General features: G+C 62.1%; 18 protein-coding genes, 1 tRNA gene and 1 riboswitch. Of the genes, 7 read left to right on the top strand and 12 right to left on the bottom strand.

All coding sequences use genetic code 11. The annotated features are described in order from the left end of the window. Positions 1-71 precede the first annotated feature (71 nt). Both DV027_RS04560 and DV027_RS04555 read left to right on the top strand, forming a co-directional pair. Positions 72-1,766 (top strand): alpha-keto acid decarboxylase family protein, encoded by a 1,695-nt coding sequence (locus DV027_RS04560; protein ID WP_130730731.1) that lies wholly within the window; start codon positions 72-74, stop codon positions 1,764-1,766. A gap of 91 nt (positions 1,767-1,857) precedes the next feature. After that, positions 1,858-2,289, top strand: coding sequence for an NUDIX domain-containing protein (locus DV027_RS04555; RefSeq protein ID WP_130730730.1), 432 nt, complete (start codon positions 1,858-1,860; stop codon positions 2,287-2,289). Between the two features lie 58 nt (positions 2,290-2,347). Here DV027_RS04555 and DV027_RS04550 read toward each other — a convergent pair whose 3' ends face one another. The 3 genes from DV027_RS04550 to DV027_RS04540 form a co-directional block, all read right to left on the bottom strand. After that, a complete protein-coding gene (locus DV027_RS04550; RefSeq protein WP_130730729.1) occupies positions 2,348-2,533 on the bottom strand; it encodes a hypothetical protein in 186 nt (61 codons plus the stop codon). 298 nt (positions 2,534-2,831) lie between these two features. After that, positions 2,832-3,815: a phosphotransferase enzyme family protein gene (locus DV027_RS04545; protein WP_130730728.1), complete on the bottom strand. Its 984-nt coding sequence runs from the start codon at positions 3,813-3,815 to the stop codon at positions 2,832-2,834. Between the two features lie 45 nt (positions 3,816-3,860). Further along, positions 3,861-5,339: a carbohydrate porin gene (locus DV027_RS04540; protein ID WP_130730727.1), complete on the bottom strand. Its 1,479-nt coding sequence runs from the start codon at positions 5,337-5,339 to the stop codon at positions 3,861-3,863. Positions 5,340-5,602: 263 nt separating this feature from the next. On the opposite strand from DV027_RS04540, the gene moaB reads away from it, so the two are divergent. After that, positions 5,603-6,154 carry a molybdenum cofactor biosynthesis protein B gene (moaB, locus tag DV027_RS04535; RefSeq protein ID WP_130730759.1) on the top strand — a complete coding sequence of 184 codons (552 nt, stop codon included), beginning with the start codon at positions 5,603-5,605 and terminating at the stop codon, positions 6,152-6,154. 93 nt (positions 6,155-6,247) lie between these two features. Further along, entirely contained in the window at positions 6,248-6,829 is a 582-nt protein-coding gene (locus DV027_RS04530) for a DJ-1/PfpI family protein (protein ID WP_130730726.1), read from the top strand. A gap of 98 nt (positions 6,830-6,927) precedes the next feature. Here the strand turns inward: DV027_RS04530 and folE are convergent, their stop codons facing one another. From folE to metZ, 3 genes are all read right to left on the bottom strand, one after another. Further along, complete coding sequence (folE, locus tag DV027_RS04525) at positions 6,928-7,533, bottom strand: GTP cyclohydrolase I FolE (protein ID WP_130730725.1); 606 nt, start codon at positions 7,531-7,533, stop codon at positions 6,928-6,930. 57 nt (positions 7,534-7,590) lie between these two features. Next, the gene (gene apaG, locus DV027_RS04520; RefSeq protein ID WP_110569993.1) at positions 7,591-8,001 is read right to left on the bottom strand and encodes a Co2+/Mg2+ efflux protein ApaG; all 411 of its coding nucleotides are present in this window, start codon (positions 7,999-8,001) and stop codon (positions 7,591-7,593) included. Positions 8,002-8,086: 85 nt separating this feature from the next. Then, a complete protein-coding gene (gene metZ, locus DV027_RS04515; RefSeq protein ID WP_130730724.1) occupies positions 8,087-9,289 on the bottom strand; it encodes an O-succinylhomoserine sulfhydrylase in 1,203 nt (400 codons plus the stop codon). A 120-nt stretch (positions 9,290-9,409) separates the two neighbouring features. After that, positions 9,410-9,490: riboswitch (SAM riboswitch) on the bottom strand. 118 nt (positions 9,491-9,608) lie between these two features. Here metZ and DV027_RS04510 point away from each other — a divergent pair. Together DV027_RS04510 and DV027_RS04505 are read left to right on the top strand one after the other, a co-directional pair. Further along, positions 9,609-9,682 (top strand) — tRNA-Gly (locus DV027_RS04510). Between the two features lie 485 nt (positions 9,683-10,167). Then, positions 10,168-10,626: a hypothetical protein gene (locus DV027_RS04505; protein WP_130730723.1), complete on the top strand. Its 459-nt coding sequence runs from the start codon at positions 10,168-10,170 to the stop codon at positions 10,624-10,626. A 111-nt stretch (positions 10,627-10,737) separates the two neighbouring features. On the opposite strand, the gene DV027_RS04500 is transcribed toward DV027_RS04505, so the two are convergent. Continuing rightward, positions 10,738-11,160, bottom strand: coding sequence for a hypothetical protein (locus DV027_RS04500; protein WP_342633700.1), 423 nt, complete (start codon positions 11,158-11,160; stop codon positions 10,738-10,740). 49 nt (positions 11,161-11,209) lie between these two features. Here DV027_RS04500 and DV027_RS17390 point away from each other — a divergent pair, with 49 nt between their 5' ends. Next, positions 11,210-11,386 (top strand): hypothetical protein, encoded by a 177-nt coding sequence (locus DV027_RS17390; protein WP_165399105.1) that lies wholly within the window; start codon positions 11,210-11,212, stop codon positions 11,384-11,386. 177 nt (positions 11,387-11,563) lie between these two features. Here the strand turns inward: DV027_RS17390 and DV027_RS04495 are convergent, their stop codons facing one another. The 5 genes from DV027_RS04495 to DV027_RS04475 all read right to left on the bottom strand — a co-directional run bounded on the left by DV027_RS04495 (position 11,564) and on the right by DV027_RS04475 (position 16,319). Next, complete coding sequence (locus DV027_RS04495) at positions 11,564-12,238, bottom strand: PqiC family protein (RefSeq protein ID WP_130730722.1); 675 nt, start codon at positions 12,236-12,238, stop codon at positions 11,564-11,566. Continuing rightward, complete coding sequence (locus DV027_RS04490) at positions 12,235-13,104, bottom strand: MlaD family protein (protein WP_130730721.1); 870 nt, start codon at positions 13,102-13,104, stop codon at positions 12,235-12,237. The genes DV027_RS04495 and DV027_RS04490 overlap by 4 nt, the downstream gene beginning before the upstream one ends. 5 nt (positions 13,105-13,109) lie before the next feature. Continuing rightward, entirely contained in the window at positions 13,110-13,913 is an 804-nt protein-coding gene (locus DV027_RS04485) for an ABC transporter ATP-binding protein (protein ID WP_130730720.1), read from the bottom strand. A 5-nt stretch (positions 13,914-13,918) separates the two neighbouring features. After that, the gene (locus DV027_RS04480) at positions 13,919-15,109 is read right to left on the bottom strand and encodes an ABC transporter permease (protein ID WP_408884448.1); all 1,191 of its coding nucleotides are present in this window, start codon (positions 15,107-15,109) and stop codon (positions 13,919-13,921) included. 160 nt (positions 15,110-15,269) lie between these two features. Next, on the bottom strand, positions 15,270-16,319 hold the full coding sequence (locus DV027_RS04475; RefSeq protein WP_130730719.1) for a hypothetical protein: 1,050 nt from the start codon (positions 16,317-16,319) through the stop codon (positions 15,270-15,272). Positions 16,320-16,323: the final 4 nt, after the last annotated feature.

The following is a 16,323-nucleotide window of genomic DNA, read 5'->3' as shown; positions in this document are numbered from 1 at the left end:
GGATCTTCCCCCCGTTGGGGGAGGGGCGCGGCCTGCCGCGCCCGCCACGCAAGGGAAGGAAAGTCGTCATAATGACATATACAGTTGGCCATTACCTTGGTGAGCGCCTGGCGCAGATCGGGCTCAAGGATCATTTCGCGGTGGCGGGTGACTACAACCTCGTCCTGCTCGACCAGCTTCTCGAAATCGAGGGCCTGCGCCAGGTCTATTGCTGCAATGAACTGAACTGCGGCTTCAGCGCCGAGGGCTACGCCCGCGCCAACGGGGCGGGCGCTGCGGTTGTCACCTTCAGCGTGGGTGCGCTGTCAGCACTCAACGCCATTGGCGGTGCCTATGCCGAGAACCTGCCGGTCATCCTGATTTCAGGCGCGCCCAATTCCAACGACCACGGCAGCGGGCATATCCTGCACCATACCACCGGCACGCCGGATTATGGCTACCAGCTTGAAATTGCCAAACGCCTGACCTGTGCGGCGGTGTCCATCACCGCGGCCGAGCATGCGCCGGTGCAGATCGACCACGCCATCCGCACGGCGCTGCGCGAGAAGAAGCCCGCCTATATCGAGATTGCGTGCAATGTTGCCTCCCAGCCCTGCTCGCGCCCCGGCCCGGTCAGCGCCATCCTGGCCGATGTGCCGTCCGACCCCGCCACGCTGAAAGTGGCAGTTGATGCGCTGGCCCGTTTCCTTGATGCCCGCAAGAAGCCCATCATTCTGGTCGGCAGCCGCCTGCGGGCTGCAGGCTGCGAGGAGGCGGCCATTCGCCTGGCCGATGCGCTGGGCTGCGCCGTGGTGAGCATGGCGGCGGCCAAGAGCTTCTTCCCCGAGGACCATCCGGCCTATGCTGGTACCTACTGGGGCGATGTAAGCAGCCCCGGCGCGCAGCAGATCTTTGACTGGGCGGATGGCGTGCTGTGCCTGACCCCGGTGTTCAATGATTACTCCACCGTTGGCTGGACCGCGTGGCCCAGGGGCGACAACGTGGCGCTGCTCGAGGCGCGGCATATCGAGGCGGCTGGCACCACCTATGATGGCGTGCACCTGCGCGATGTGATCGAGGCGCTGATTGCCCGCATCAAGGGCCAGCCCAAAAAGGATGCGACGTTGGTTGAATACAACCGCATCAAGGCGCCCGTAGCCCCGGTCGCCCCTGCCGCCCCCGATGCCCCGCTGGTGCGCGCCGAGATGGCGCGCCAGATCCAGGCGCTGCTGACATCCAACACCTCGGTCATCGCCGAGACGGGTGATTCCTGGTTCAACGCCATGCAGATGAAGCTGCCGCGTGGCGCGCGCGTGGAACTGGAAATGCAGTGGGGCCATATCGGCTGGTCCGTGCCCGCCACCTTCGGTTACGCCGTGGCCGAGCCGGAGCGGCGCATCATTGCCATGATCGGCGACGGCTCCTTCCAGCTGACCGCGCAGGAAGTGGCCCAGATGGTGCGGCTCAGGCTGCCGGTCATCATCTTCCTGGTCAATAACCGGGGCTATACCATCGAAGTCCAGATTCATGATGGCCCGTACAACAACGTCAAGAACTGGGATTATGCCGGGCTGATGAAGGTGTTCAACGCCGAGGACGGCCATGGCCTGGGCTTCCGTGCCACCACGGGTGCGGAGATGGAAAAGGCCATTGCAGCCGCCCTTGCCAACAAGGAAGGTCCGACCCTGATCGAATGCCAGATCGACCGTGATGACTGCACGAGCGACCTGATCTCGTGGGGGCGGCGGGTTGCTTCCGCCAACGCCCGGCCGCCTGCCGCGCGCTGAACCATTTACGCCTTTATGGCCTGAAAGGGGGGTGCCTGCGGGTGCCCCCTTGCTGTATGGGCCACGCATCAACCGCAAGAGGATGGCTGACATGACCGGACAGACCGGCCCGCGCGTGGGCTGTGGCGCTGCCATTATTGATGGGGAAGGGCGAATTCTGCTGCTCAAACGCCTGCGCCAGCCACAGGCGGGGTGCTGGGGCCTGCCCGGTGGCAAGGTAGATGCAAACGAGACGACCTGCCAGGCAATGGCGCGGGAAATTGCGGAAGAAGTGGGGCTGATCGTACAGGCCCCTGAATTCCTGTGCCTGGTGGAGGAACGCGACACCACGGCGGGGCATTTCTGGGTTTCCCCGGTTTATCTGGTCACGTCATGGCAGGGCGAGCCGCGGCTGATGGAGCCGGACAAGCATGAGGGGCCGCGCTGGTTCGCGTGCGATGCCCTGCCGGAAAACCTGACAACCCCCACCCGTTACGCGGTGGAGGAACTGGCGCTTCGGGCAACCCTGAATTGTAAAAAATGACAAAGTTTGATTTTTGTCGTGGTTGCCGGGTGCGATTCGGGCTCAGATAGGCGAAGGGTCAGGACGGATCGGTTGCCGTGTCGAGCGTGCGGGCATAATCGAGCAGGGCACGGCGGTGACGGGCATGGATCATCCGCGTGGTCAGGGACCGGGTCGGGATTTCATCCGTAACTAACGGAAGGGCACCGGCTGCGATGGGCGAAGCTGCGGCAGACGGGGCGATCGTATCAACTGCAGGGGTCATTGCTGTTTTTCCGTTATGTGCCAAGGACAGGACAAGCTCCGGTGAGTCGGAATTATTAACCGAACGACACATTACCTAATGTTCATACATGTCAGAATTGAGGCATAAAAGACATACTGATCCGAAAAGCTCGTTTTTTCGTTCACATTTAATTTATCATATGAAACTCAGGAATAGGACCACGTTCCTCCCTGAACCTTTCCGAAAAGTAATCTGGGCGCTTTATCGACCCACAGGAATTAAAAAATTATCTAAATTGTGTCCGCTGGCTAAAAAACCGGGCGGCGCGCGTTCGCCCTCAGCCGACATGGCGCAGGAACTGCTCGTCCTTCCATGCTTGGCACAGGGCGAATGTGCGCGCGGTCCAGTCGTGGCCCAGGCTGCGTACCTGCTGGGTCTGGGCGTGGGTACCTGTCCACGCCAGAAGCTGGATACGGCGCTGGATGATGAGAGCGGGCAGGATATCAAGGTCAGCCTGCGTCAGGTCGCCCGTGGCGCCGTAGCCGCTCAGCCAGTGCTCAACCCAGCGCGGGGCCTGCGGATGGTCTTCATAAAAACTCAGCGCGGCCGCCAGGTCGTGCATGAACCAGCTGATGCCGCAGTCATCAAAATCGATCAGGCGCGTATGCGTGCCGCTGACCAGCAGGTTGGCCAGCCGCAGGTCGGCATGGATCAGCCCGAATCGTGCAGGGCTGGTGCCGTAATCGGCCAGTTGCGCCGCAACCGTGCGCAGGCAGCCTGCAATCAGGTCGCGGCCGGCAGCGGTCATGCCCGGCGCATCGGGCCACCGGCCCCACAGGGCATCGGGGCCGGTCATGGTGGCGGGGGTCCAGACCTTGCGGGTAAAGCCGGGCGGGCGCTGCCAGTGGCGGCTCTGGGCATGCAGGCGGGCCGTCACGCGGCCCAGCCGGGCGAAGGCGGCAGGGTCGATATCGGTGGTGGGCTCGGTGCCCTCCATCCAATCAAACAGCACGGCATGGCGGGGCACGCCATCGGCGCCCGAAAGGGTGCGGATACGCCCGCCATCAAGGCCGGGCCGGGGCCGGGGCACGTCCAGCCCTGTTGCGTGCAGGGCATCGAGCCAGGCCAGTTCGCTGCCAATCTCGGCGGTTGTATGATAGCCGGGCCGGTGCAGGCGCAGCACATGGCGCGGGCCGGATGGCGTATCGATGCGAAAAACGACGTTTTCTGAAATGGAAAGCAGGCTGGGCTGCGCGTCACGCAGCGGGTACTGGGCCAGCGCTGCGTGGGCCAGCCGGTAAAGGGAGGCGGGATCGGTCATGATCCCTCTCCCATACCGCCTGGACGCGTATTGATGAAGGGTGGGCTAGAGGATGCAGTTGAACTGCAGGCCCATCACCGCCGCATCATGATAGGTGGTGGTGCCGCCGGGGCGGTTGATATACTGGAAATCCGGCTGGAAGCTCATGCCGCGCGCGGTATGGATGTTGTAGAAGACTTCGTACACATCCTCATGCGTCTGGATGCCCCAGACCTTGCCCCACTGGTTGTTCAGGAAGGGCGTGCCCGCCAGCACCGAGGATTCCTGCTGCAGCACCGAGGCGCGGCTCATCTCGAAATAATGGAACATGGCGCCCACCGTATCAAGCGGGCGGCCCCATGCGGCGCCCGTTTCCACCATGCCGGCCCAGGCGTGGTATTTCATCGCCGAGACCTTGCCCGATGTATACATGAAGCCTGAAAGCGCGATCAGGCCGTTGGTCGGGCCCTTGCCGTTGCGGATGAACATCTGGTCGGCCTGGAACCACGCGGTGCTGACACCGGACTGCTTGCGGAAGGGCTGGCCCGTCAGCACGGCGGAGTTGCCGTTGATGTCGGAATACAGGTCGCTGTACTGCGAGTTGTCATAGCCATAACCCGCCTTGTAGTGACCGGCGAGGTGGTTTTTGCCGAATTCCGGCAGCCAGCCGAATTCCACCGGGGTAGAGAACTTGCCCAGTCCGCTCTGCGCCCAGGCCCAGCCCGAGATGCCACCGTTATAGGAATGCGGGGATACGGCAAACATTGAGGCCATGATGTAGGTATCGACCGTGGGCATGACGCGCATCACCACGCCAAGGTTGCCCGAGGGCCAGTCACGCCCGCCCGGCACGTATTTGCCCGGCGCGGGATTGCCGCAGATCGACACGTTCATGAAGTCACAGAACAGGGGGGAGGCGGCAAAGAAGCTGCCCACCGGAATCCAGCCCGCGCTGATGTCGAGCCGGTTATGGAACAGCGACTGCTCGGCATACATGTACACAAGGTGGGCGACCACGTTGCCACGCGCGCCGTAGATCTGCTGCACGCCGCCAAGCGAATCGTGGATGTTGTCCGTGCTTTCATTCCGGCCATGACCGTTCACGATCATGGTATGGGTCCAGAAATTCTTGGGCGCGCCAGCCAGCTTGTGCCAGTCGATATCGATTTCCACACCGACCTGGCCTGCATCGGTCACGCCTTTCTGCGCGCCACCGTGGAAGTTGCCTGCCAGTTCCTCATGCACGTCGGCCTCGATATGCACGCCGTGCTTCTGCAGATAGGGCTGGATACCCGCCCAGTCGCCAAAAAAGTGCTGGTTGCCGTAGGGTGCGCTGTAAAACAGCCCGGGATCCTGCACCGTAACATTACGGCGCGAGTTGATGTTGAGGCTGGGCTGCGCGCCGACAACGCCCTGGCCTTCCCCCGGGATGGCCTGTGCCCGTGCGCCTTCGCCACAGGTGAAAAAGGCAAGAAGAAACAGGGGGAACAGCGCAAAAGAGCGGATAAATCTTCGGGTCATTCGCATATCGGTAGCATATTTCATGCCGAATATAAACCTTGGCAGTGGAATTGTGTAAAAACTAATATTTTGCAAAATATTGGTAAAGATGTTTTTTTTTGTTATATCAATAGATTGATGTAAAATGTCACTATTACTCAGGGCATTTTTTTGTGCAATGCACAAATACATCAGAAGTTCGTGTTTGTTCTCACATATTACTCATTTGCGCTGTCCGGCCCCATGATGGCGTACCCCGCCCAGCCTCTTGTTGACGCAACCCCGCGGGAATGCTGAACATGGCCCCCATGTCACGCCTTGATATGAAAAAACCCTTCCTGCCTGTCCGCATCGCCGTGCTCACGGTATCCGATACCCGCACGCCGGAAACCGACAGGTCGGGCGATATACTGGCCGCGCGCATCACCACGGCGGGCCATGAAGTGGCCGCACGCGCCATCGTGCCTGATGATGCGGCGCAGCTCGCGGCCACGCTGTCGGGCTGGATTGCCGACCCGCAGGTCGATGTGGTCATTTCCACCGGGGGCACGGGTGTGACCGGCCGTGATGTCACACCGGAAGCCTTCGACCGGGTGATCGAGAAGCGCATCGAAGGGTTTGGCGAGCTGTTCCGCATGCTGTCGTACCAGAAGATCGGCACCTCCACCATCCAGTCCCGCGCACTCGCAGGCGTTGCGGGCGGCACCTACCTGTTCGCCCTGCCCGGATCGACCGGCGCGGTGAAGGACGGGTGGGATGACATTCTGGTCTGGCAACTCGATAGCCGTCATGTGCCCTGCAATTTTGTTGAGCTCATGCCCCGCCTGCGTGAGCATCTGCCTCCTGGCCAGCATGACTGATGCGGAAGGCGCAGGGAAAAGGATAACGGTTTGTGGGTGCCGCTTTTGTTCAAAAAGGCGGCATCGGGGTGAAACGGGCTGAGGAGAACCGGTATGACGGGCACGAAAAAACTGCTGTTGCTGGCGGGTGACTATGTCGAGGATTACGAGATCATGGTGCCCTACCAGGCCCTGACCATGCTCGGTTACGCGGTTGACACGGTCTGCCCCGGCAAGAAAAAGGGCGACTACGTGCTGACCGCCATCCATGATTTCGAGGGTGCGCAGACCTATAGCGAGAAGCCGGGCCACCGCTTCGTGCTCAATGCCGATTTTGATGCGGTCAACCACGCGGATTACGCCGGCCTGATCCTGCCCGGCGGGCGCGCGCCGGAATATCTGCGACTCGATGCGCGGGTGATCGAACTCGTCCGCGCCTTTGCCGATCGTCCGCTGGCCGCGATCTGCCATGCCGCCCAGTTGCTGGCCGCGGCCCGCATCATTTCAGGCAGGCGGGTTTCCGCCTATCCCGCCTGCCGCCCGGATGTGGAACTGGCGGGCGGCGTCTATGCCGATATTGCCATAGAGGCTGCCGTGACCGATGGCATGCTGGTTACGGCACCCGCCTGGCCCGCGCACCCGGCATGGCTTGCGCAGTTCATTGCCGTGCTGGGGGCGAAGGTTACGCTTGGCTAAAAACGGATAAAAGTTTCTGGGTGCCGCCTTTTTTCAAAAAGGCGGCGTTATTTTCAAAGCTTTTTGAAAAAAGCTTCACCAAAAACTTCTGATTGTGTTCAGATTCCCGCGCTGCTCATGGCAGGGCGGTTGAGAATGGACAGGAATTCCCGCCGCGTGTCGGAGTTGGTGCGGAACGTGCCAAGCATGCGGCTGGTCACCATCGACACGCCGGGCCGGTGCACGCCGCGCGTGGTCATGCACTGGTGCGCCGCCTCGATCACCACGCCCACGCCATAGGGCTGCAGTTCCTCGTTTATCGTGTTGGCGATCTGCGCCGTCAGCCGTTCCTGGATCTGGAAGCGCCGGGCATAGGCATCGACCACGCGGGCCAGCTTGGAAATGCCCACCACACGCTTGCGCGGCAGGTAGGCCACGTGCGCCACGCCAATGATGGGTACCATGTGGTGCTCGCAATGGCTCTCCACGCGGATATCGCGCAGCAGCACCATCTCGTCATAATCATCCACCTCGGAGAAGGTGCGGCGCAGCATGTCCACCGGGTCTTCGGCATAGCCTGCGAAGAATTCACCATAGGATTTGATTACGCGGGTTGGCGTATCGCGCAGGCCTTCGCGGTCGGGGTCTTCGCCCGCCCAGCGCAGCAGGGTGCGTACGGCTTCTTCTGCTTCCGTGCGGGTGGGGCGGGAATCGATGGGGGTCATGCTGTGGGTTCTTGTTGCAGGGGCCCGCCCGGCAGGGACAGGCCACGGAAGGAAAACTTAATGCAGGATGGTCGGGTGGTGCGGGCTGTCGAGGCTGAAGACCGGGATGCTGATATCGAAATGCTCCCGGCTGGCCGGGCGGACCATGTGGTACTGCCCGCCCATGAAGCCGGTTGGCGTTTCAAGGGCTGCGCCTGACATGTATTCAAAACTGGCGGCGGCGTCGATCAGGGGCTGCTCGCCCACAACACCTTCGCCTTCCACGCGCTCGATCCGGCCCTGCCCGTCCACGATGCGCCAGCTACGGCGCAGGAGCTGCACCGCCGTGTCGCCGTGGTTCTCGATCCGCACCCGGTAAGCCCACACATAGCGGTGCTCATCGGGTTCGGACTGGTCATCGAGCCAGAAGGTCTGGACCACCACGCGCACCCTGTCGGTCGTCGCCTCGAAACACGGCGTGTTATCCAGTGTCTCGCCCAGTGCGGCGTCAGCACCTTCCCCGCCGGGGGGAAGGAAAGGCCGGTTCTTGCTCATGGTGGCGACGCTCCTGCGTTTAGCGGTTGGCCAGCGCCGCGAGGCCGCGCTTGAGGTCATCGATCAGGTCATCGGCATCTTCCAGCCCGACCGAGAAGCGGATCGCGCCATCGGTAATGCCAAGGCGGGCGCGTTCTTCAGGTGCCAGCTTCATGTGGGTGGTCGTGGCCGGATGCGTGACCAGCGAGCGCGCATCGCCAAGGTTGTTCGAGATCGAGATCAGCCGCAGCGCGTTCATGAAGGCAAACGCCCCCGCCTTGCCGCCCTCGACCTCGAAGGCCACCAGCGTGGAGCCCGCCGCCATCTGCTTTTTGGCCAGTTCGTATTGCGGATGGTCCTTGCGGCCGGGATAGAACACGCGGGCAATGCCGGGGGCCTCGGCCAGGAAGTCGGCCACTTTGGCGGCGTTCTGCGTCATGGCGTTCACGCGCAGGGCCAGGGTCTCGATGCTCTTGAGCATGACCCACGCATTGAACGGCGAGAGGCTGTTGCCGGTATTGCGCTGGAAGGGGCGCAGCACCTCGTTGATCCATTTTTCCGTGCCCAGCACGGCGCCGCCCAGCACGCGGCCCTGGCCATCGATGTGCTTGGTGCATGAATACACCACCACGTCGGCCCCGAGTTCGAGCGGCTTCTGGTACAGCGGGGTGGCGAACACGTTATCGACCACCACGGTCGCCCCCGCCTTGTGCGCAAGGTCGCAGATCATGCGGATGTCGAGCACGTCGAGCATGGGGTTCGACGGGCTTTCGAGCAGCACGGCGCGGGTGGGCTTGCCGAGTGCTTCCTTCCATGCCGCCATGTCACCGCCATCGACGAACACCGTCTCCACACCGTAGCGCGGCAGCAGTTCGGAGACGATCCAGTGGCACGAGCCGAACAGCGCGCGCGAGGCCACCACGCGGTCGCCCGCGCGCACCTGGGCCAGTAGCGCGGAGGAGACGGCCCCCATGCCGGTGGAGGTCAGGGCGCAGGCTTCCGCGCCCTCAAGGTCGCACAGGCGGCGCTCGAGATTGGCCACGGTGGGGTTGCCAAAGCGGGTGTACTGGTAGTGCGAGACATCGCCGGTAAAGGTGCCTTCGGCCTGCTCGGCGCTGTCATAGACAAAGCCGGAGGTCAGGAACATCGCCTCGCTGGTCTCGCCATAGGGGGTGCGCTCGAGGCCCGCGTTGATCAGGCGCGTTGCGGGGCGGAAGGATTTGGGGTCGGGCTGGTCAGTCATGGTGGGTGGCAGTTCCTGCAAACAGGGTGGTGTGAAGGCAGGCCAGTTGCCGGTTGATGCCCGGCAGCCTGGCCCGAAACGCGGTGCACGACCGTGGAAACCATGATGCCCGCGCCCTGTCACCGGCGGGATCAGGCCTCTTTAGCGCGTATGTTTTACCTCGCCGCAAGCCGGCCGTATCAAATCACGAGGGTCCGGGCGCAACATTGCCCGGGCATGCATGCTTATTGCGGATCAGGACCGGGTGCGTCAACTGCTGGCCTGACCCTTAAAGGGGTGATTGCATCTGCCATGCTTGTGCAGTATAGAGGGCGGGGCTGCGGGTGTAGTTCAATGGTAGAACGGCAGCTTCCCAAGCTGCATACGAGGGTTCGATTCCCTTCACCCGCTCCAGCTTCCCTTGCAAATCGTTATTTTGATTGCGGCCATAACGCTCCAGCTGTGCCTGTGCTGCGGGGATGGCGGCCCGGGTGCGGGCCAGTGTGATCGGGGTTAAGGGTTTCCTTTGTAATTTCGTAGGCTTTGCGACTTCAGAAGCATAGTCTGGCCTGAGTTTTTCAATGCCGCAGTGGAACAGGGCGCATTCACTCGAGGCTCCCTTCGCACATATCCCAGCATGTCAGGTCGCCCTGGTCGTTTTCAAGAATGATGGCTGGCCGGTAACGGCAGTCTTCAATAATGGTGCCGGGCGGGATTGCACGTAATGGCGTCTCGGGTCGCGTATCCGCAGGGGAATGTTCCAGGCGATGTGCTGATAAGACCAGTTTGCCACCCGTTCACGAAAACTGCCGTTGCGCGCTGACATTGTCTGTAGCCTTACTTATTAATATCGTGCTTATATTTGATACGATAGCGGGCATTTGGGCAGGTATTAATAAATGGTAAAAATAGGAGATGTATTTTACATCAAGACAAAGAAGGGCAGGGCTTACCTTCAATATATCAGGAAAATACCGAAATTTTCATACATGATCAGGGTATTTTCCGGCTTTTACCCTGATGAAGGTGAGCAGGATGTGACGGAAATCGTGAAATCGCCTGTCTCCTTCATCATATTTTTTCCAGTGGGCGCGGCGGACCGGCGCAGGGTCGTTCATAAATGTGGCTATGTGCCACTTGATGAAAAAGCCAGGGAAATGCCGGTGTTTCGTTATGGAATACCGGACTTCAGCACCAGAAAAGTGCCGGTATGGTGTTTCTGGGATGGAGAAAAAGAGTGGCCTGTTGAAAATATTACTGATGAGCAGAGAAAATTGCCGATGAAAATAATCGTTAATGGTATAGCGCTGATCGAAAAAATAGAAAATGGATGGACCCCTGAAAACGATCCATGGTGAACACGACTATAATTTAAAATAAAAAAAGTTTTTGGGTGCCGCCTTTTTTCAAAAAAGGAGGTGTCTTTCAAAGCTTTTTGAAAAAAGCTTTACCAAAAAATTTAGTTTTTATTATTGGGTCGTGGCCTGCGTGTCGGTATAGGTTGTGCCGTTCCAGATCCATCGATCCGTGCCATCGACCAGCAGGTCGTGCATGCCCCCATGCATCTCGGGTGTGATGGTGATCGGGCCGCTGACGGAATCCAGAACCTGTATCCATTTACGCCCGTCAGGCAGGTAAACGGAGGTGGAACACCCCGCCGAGCCGCACAGGCTGGCCGATTGTAACTGCACGAACAGCGCCGTGCGCGGCGGATCATCCGACAGGCGGCCCGAGCCGGTCAGCAGCACCGGGCGTTCATTCTGCATGGCGGCATCATGCAGGTCGGGCGAGACCAGCAGCCGGGCCTGCCGGTCGAGTTCGGTGCCGGGATGCTGCGCCAGAATCACCGGCCCGCCTTCCGCCCACGCCACATTCACGCCCGTCATCCCCATGATCGCGACAGGGAGCACGAGGGCGCGCAGCAGGTAACGGATACACGGCATGAAGGGCATACTCCCGCAAGGACAGAACCATTGCGAACCCAATGCGTGGCACCCTACAAGGTTCCGTGCCGTATTCCTGCCTGTGGCAAAAGCCGCGTTTTCAAACGGTCAGCATTTCCTGAAGTGTTTTGAAAAAAGCTTCACCCAAAACGTTTTGATATTACTGATGAGCTGAGAAAGTTACCGCTAACGGCCATCGTCAATACTACGGCTCTGAGCATCAGAATGGACGCCCGGAAACGATTCACGGTGAACAGAATTAAAACAGGTAAAAGTTTTTGGGTGCCGCCTTTTTTCAAAAAGGCGGCGTTTCTTAAAGCCTGCTGAAAACAGGCTTTACCCAAAACAGGCCTCAGTTCCGTCCATGATGGCCAGTGCCGGCAGCAGGTTGCGCTACCGTCGTGGGCCAGCTTGCCTCGATGCGGTCGCTGAGCTGGTTCAGCAGGCCCTCGGTCACCTTGGCAATGTTGTCATTGCTGCCAGTGGCCCCGCTGCCCAGGATGATGGTGCGGTTGCGCTGGATGGGCTGGCGTGAATCCTGCGGAATGATGGCCCAGTCGGCATTCAGCGCGGAGGAGCCATCGCGGCTCACATCAAGGCGGCTGATATTGAGCTGCAGCCGCCAGGTGGGGCGGTCGGGCTGGGGCTGGTCGGTTACGAACAGGTTCGGCCACTTCTGCGCCAGTCGCGCGGTGATGAGGTCGGTCGCGCCTACGGAAAGGCGGCTGGCCCAGCGGCCCAGCCCGCTGCGCTCGATCTCGTGCCCGTTGCGCACCATGATATCCTGGCTGTCCAGGTAATCAGGCAGGCGGGTCCGCTCGACCTCGATGACCGGCGTGCTGTCGGTAATCGGGGTGGTCGAGGTGGTTTCCGCCCCCGTGGCGATGGCAGGCGCGCCCAGCGTGTAAAAGCGCACGGGGGCCGAGGAACAGGCCGACAGCACCATGGCTGACAGCAGCAGGCCACCACCCGCCCGCAGGGCCGGATACAGGCGCGAAAGGGAGAGAGCGGGCTGGCGCGTTTTCATTGATTGCGTCCCATCAGCAGAAGTTGCGGATTACTTTCGACTTCATTGGCGAATCCGCGCAGCCCTGCAAGGGTTTCACGCGATTGCGCCATGGTTTGCCTCGTGTTGGCGATGAGCGCCAGCAGTTCGGCCCGGCGGCCCTCGAACTGGTGGGTGTTGGTGGCAATCAGCTGGTCCAGCTTGTTTATGGTCACGCTGGCCCGGTTTTCCGCATCGATCACGGTGGCGCGGATCTGGCGCACCGCCATCTCGCTGCGTGCCGAGGTGTCATGAATGCTGGTCATCATGCCCGGCATGGTGGCGTTCACGTCGGCCACGAGTTTATGCACGCTGGTCAGGGCGGTGGCCAGGTCATGGCGCAGCCCCTCCATGGAGGTGGAAACCATCATCGCTTCAAGCTGCTGCAGCGCCGTCTGGCCCATCGGTATTTCCGGCAGGTCGGTCAGGTTTGGGTGCAGGCGCACGGGTGTTTCGGGGTCGAGGTCAAGGTCGAGTTCGGTCTGGCCCGTGACCAGGCTGTGCAGCGTCATGTCGGCGCGCAGCCCGTTGGCCACGAGTTGCGGCAGCGGCGGCAGGTCGCCCCGGCCCGGCGCATGGGCCGGGTCGAACAGGATGTAGACAGGCATGTAGGTGTGGTGATCGACCGGGTCCACCTTGACCGTGATCCGCTCGACCGCACCCACCGGCACCCCGCGGAAATTGACCGGCGAGCCGATATCCAGCCCGTTCGTGGGGCTTTCAAACACCACTACCGCCTCGCTGCTGCGGCCGGGCAGGGGCAGGTCGCCCTTGAACCCCAGCACGCCAAGCCCCACGGCCGCCACCCCGAGCACGACCGCGCCGATCAGTGTCTGCCTGCCGGGCATCCGCCTTACCCGTTTCCATGGGAGCTGGAACTGTCCAGCTGTTCACGGTGCATGAAGGCATGCACCGTGGGGTCGGTGCAGTGGTCGCGCAGCCAGGTGGGCGAGCCATGGGCAATGGCGGTTTTCTGGTCGGCATCAAGGAAGATGCCATCATCGGCAATATGGAACAGGCTCGAAAGCTCGTGGCTGACGATGATGATCGTCGCCCCCAGCCCGTCGCGCAGGTTCAGGATCAGCTCATCCAGCCTTGCCGATGTAATGGGGTCGAGACCGGCCGAAGGTTCATCGAAAAACAGGATATCGGGGTCGAGCGACATGGCGCGCGCCAGCCCCGCGCGCTTGCGCATGCCACCACTGAGTTCGGATGGATACTGGTCTATGGCGTGCAGCATGCCCACGAGCCCCAGCTTGAGCTCAACAAGCTGGCGGATGACATGCGGTTCAAGCCTGGTGAACATCTGCATGGGCAGGGCCACGTTCTCGCCCACGGTCATCGAACTCCACAGCGCCCCGCTCTGGAACAGCACGCCAAAGCGCCGCCCGATCCGCACGCGGCTTTCATCATCGCCGGACCAGTAATTGTCCTTCTGCACCATGTAGGTGCCGTGGGTGGGGCGCAGCAGGCCGATCATGCTCTTGAGCAGCGTGCTCTTGCCACAGCCCGAGCCACCCATCACGGCAAAGATGCTGCCGCGCCGCACCTGGAAGGAGACATCATGCTGGATCACGCGCGAGCCGAAGGCCAGCGTCACGTCGTTGACGTCGATCATGACGGGGCGGTCATCGGTGGAGGGCATCTGGTTATTCATGGCGATCAGATCCCGATAACATTGGCAATAACCGCGAATACCGCATCAAGCGCGATCACGCCCACAATGCCCACCACCACGGCCTTGGTGGCCGCGATGCCCACATCGGCCGCACTCCGCCCGGCCTTGAGGCCAATGCGGCAGCTTGTCAGCCCGATGAAGGTGCCGAACACGAGGCTCTTGATGAAGCCGAAGGTGAACTGGTCGAGCGGCAGCGCCTGCAGGGTTTCATGAAAATAGCCCAGCGGCGAGACGTCGAGCATGATGTAGGAGACGAAGAACCCGCCGAGCATGCCGATCAGGCAGCCATAGAGGTAAAGCAGCGGCATGGTGAAGGCGAGCGCCAGCACCGAGGGCAGGATCAGGTAGCTCGAAACCGGAATGCCAAACACCTGCAGCGCGTCGATTTCCTCATTGGCCTGCATGGTGGAGATGCGCGCGGCATAGGCGCCACCGGTGCGGCCGGCCATGATGATGGCCGTCATCACCGCCGACATCTCGCGCACCATGGCAATGGCCACGAGGCTCGCCACATAGATGTCGGCCGCGAATTTGTGCAGCTCCACCGACCCCACGAAGGCCAGGATCGCACCGACAAGGAAGTTGACCACGCCCACGATCAGCAGCGCCGCAGGCCCCGCCGCACTCAGGTCGGACATGAGGTCGACGGTGCGCATCATGCCGCGCCCCACCAGGGCGGCAAGCCCCCCCTTTGCGGCGGCGGCCCCCATTTCGCTCACGCAGCCGACCTCGTTGAGCGTATCGAGCGTCAACTGGCCCACGGCGGTAACGGGCTGGAATTTATGCGGCGGCAGCGGCGCGGGCGTGGGCGGGATCTCGGGTAGCAGGTCGAGCAGCTTGCGCGCGGATTCCGGCAGGGTGTCGATGCGCAGCTGCACGTTGTCTTCACGGGCGGTGCGCTTGAGCTCCCACAGGAAGCTGATCAGCGAGGTATCCCATTTGCCAAGCTGGTCGGTGCTGAATTCAACCGGTTCGCCATGCGGCACATCCCTGAACCCGGATTCCGGAAAGTCGGGAAGATGGCCCTGCTGTGCAATCCAGTCCCCGGACAATGTGACAAGGGTCCGGTTCGCCTCGGGCTGCAGATGCCATTGCGGCGCACCATTGACGGACGTTTTCACCAGCCTCTCCAACCTCAGTGCCGCAACCTCGCCCACCCGGTTGCGGGGCGGCATGCACAAAACGATCCCCGTTGTCGTCATCCGCCTGTTGTGAGCAGGCAGGTGGCGGGTCTCTCACGGTGTTCTGTTTTCCATACCAGATGACCCGCCCGGCACAAGCCCCGCTGCCGTGAAGGCTCCGCGATGGCAGTGCATGGCTTTGGCGCGGCCGTGCTCAGGGCGGCGCGGGGGCGGGGGGCATCACTACCGCCGGGTCGTCCACATGGCCGGTCGTGATGGCGGCGGTGATATCGGCCATGATGCGCCGGGCCACGGGCTGGCGGTAATGCAGCGGGTCCCAGAAATTATCCCGGTCTGCGGTCAGGGCGGTGTCGTGGTTGAAGTCGAGCACGAGCGTGTCGTGGCGGGGGGCCGTGACCTGGCTTACGCCCAGCCGGCAGGCCTCCAGCCGCGCATCGGCCACGCTGCCCGGCGCGCCGTGCAGGAAGGTGGAGGCAGGCGGAAACCACACGACGCGCCGCGTGATGGCAGGCATGCGCGCCAGCATGTCGGCCAGCAGGTCCATGCCCGCAGGCGGGGTCATGGCCATGCCGGGTGGGGCGGGGGTGTTGTCCGCCGGTGCCCAGCGGCTGAAGATGGCTTGCACGCGGGCAGGGTCGTACTGGCTGTCAGGTGGCACGAAGCTTGTATAGCCATCCGCGCCAAAGCGCTGGGCCTTGCGCCCGGCCAGCCACAGGAATTCATTGGCCGCCTCCTGCAGGGCATACAGGCTGGCCATGTGCAGGTAACCCGTCCATGCGGGGTGGCCGTACATCCATTCCGGCCAGGGGCGGTTGGGGCCGCTCAGGCTGCCGGGCCGGGGGTGGCACCAGGCGGCATCGATGCCGATCAGGACAATGCGCGGGGCCGGGTGTGCGCGCAGGAAAGCGTCGAGTTCGCGCGACTGCTCCCACGGGCTGGCGCTGTTCATGGCCATGTTGAGAAAATGCGCCCCCAGCGGCGGCCCCAGCTCGGCAGGCTGCATGAGGCGGCTGGTCGAGGTGCCGATGATGACGGAGTCAAACTGCGGTGCGCGCGCCAGCGCGGGCATGGTGTAGCGGGCATTCGAGGTAACGGGTATGCGCGCAAGCGGCGGCGAGAAGGGCAGGATGTTCCACGGGTCAACGGTTACGATGAACAGGTAGAGCCCACCCCCGGCCACCGCCATCGCCAGCCCGGCCAGCAGGGCAAAGCGCCGCCAGGGGGCTGCTGGCGCCTCCCGCATGGCC

The sequence above is a fragment of the Komagataeibacter xylinus genome, assembly GCF_004302915.1.
GTDB classification, from domain to species: domain Bacteria; phylum Pseudomonadota; class Alphaproteobacteria; order Acetobacterales; family Acetobacteraceae; genus Komagataeibacter; species Komagataeibacter xylinus_C.
The sequence above is the reverse complement of the archived record's forward strand: the minus strand, read 5'-3'. Positions and strand labels throughout refer to the sequence as shown.

Bases quoted from the DNA above. Each gene is read 5' to 3' on its own strand.
- DV027_RS04560 (WP_130730731.1), top strand. From the start codon at position 72: ATGACATATACAGTTGGCCATTACCTTGGTGAGCGCCTGGCGCAGATC.
- DV027_RS04555 (WP_130730730.1), top strand. From the start codon at position 1,858: ATGACCGGACAGACCGGCCCGCGCGTGGGCTGTGGCGCTGCCATTATT.
- DV027_RS04550 (WP_130730729.1), bottom strand. From the start codon at position 2,533: ATGACCCCTGCAGTTGATACGATCGCCCCGTCTGCCGCAGCTTCGCCC.
- DV027_RS04545 (WP_130730728.1), bottom strand. From the start codon at position 3,815: ATGACCGATCCCGCCTCCCTTTACCGGCTGGCCCACGCAGCGCTGGCC.
- DV027_RS04540 (WP_130730727.1), bottom strand. From the start codon at position 5,339: ATGAAATATGCTACCGATATGCGAATGACCCGAAGATTTATCCGCTCT.
- moaB (WP_130730759.1), top strand. From the start codon at position 5,603: ATGTCACGCCTTGATATGAAAAAACCCTTCCTGCCTGTCCGCATCGCC.
- DV027_RS04530 (WP_130730726.1), top strand. From the start codon at position 6,248: ATGACGGGCACGAAAAAACTGCTGTTGCTGGCGGGTGACTATGTCGAG.
- folE (WP_130730725.1), bottom strand. From the start codon at position 7,533: ATGACCCCCATCGATTCCCGCCCCACCCGCACGGAAGCAGAAGAAGCC.
- metZ (WP_130730724.1), bottom strand. From the start codon at position 9,289: ATGACTGACCAGCCCGACCCCAAATCCTTCCGCCCCGCAACGCGCCTG.
- DV027_RS04505 (WP_130730723.1), top strand. From the start codon at position 10,168: ATGGTAAAAATAGGAGATGTATTTTACATCAAGACAAAGAAGGGCAGG.
- DV027_RS04500 (WP_342633700.1), bottom strand. From the start codon at position 11,160: ATGGGGATGACGGGCGTGAATGTGGCGTGGGCGGAAGGCGGGCCGGTG.
- DV027_RS17390 (WP_165399105.1), top strand. From the start codon at position 11,210: ATGAAGGGCATACTCCCGCAAGGACAGAACCATTGCGAACCCAATGCG.
- DV027_RS04495 (WP_130730722.1), bottom strand. From the start codon at position 12,238: ATGAAAACGCGCCAGCCCGCTCTCTCCCTTTCGCGCCTGTATCCGGCC.
- DV027_RS04490 (WP_130730721.1), bottom strand. From the start codon at position 13,104: ATGCCCGGCAGGCAGACACTGATCGGCGCGGTCGTGCTCGGGGTGGCG.
- DV027_RS04485 (WP_130730720.1), bottom strand. From the start codon at position 13,913: ATGAATAACCAGATGCCCTCCACCGATGACCGCCCCGTCATGATCGAC.
- DV027_RS04480 (WP_408884448.1), bottom strand. From the start codon at position 15,109: ATGCCGCCCCGCAACCGGGTGGGCGAGGTTGCGGCACTGAGGTTGGAG.
- DV027_RS04475 (WP_130730719.1), bottom strand. From the start codon at position 16,319: ATGCGGGAGGCGCCAGCAGCCCCCTGGCGGCGCTTTGCCCTGCTGGCC.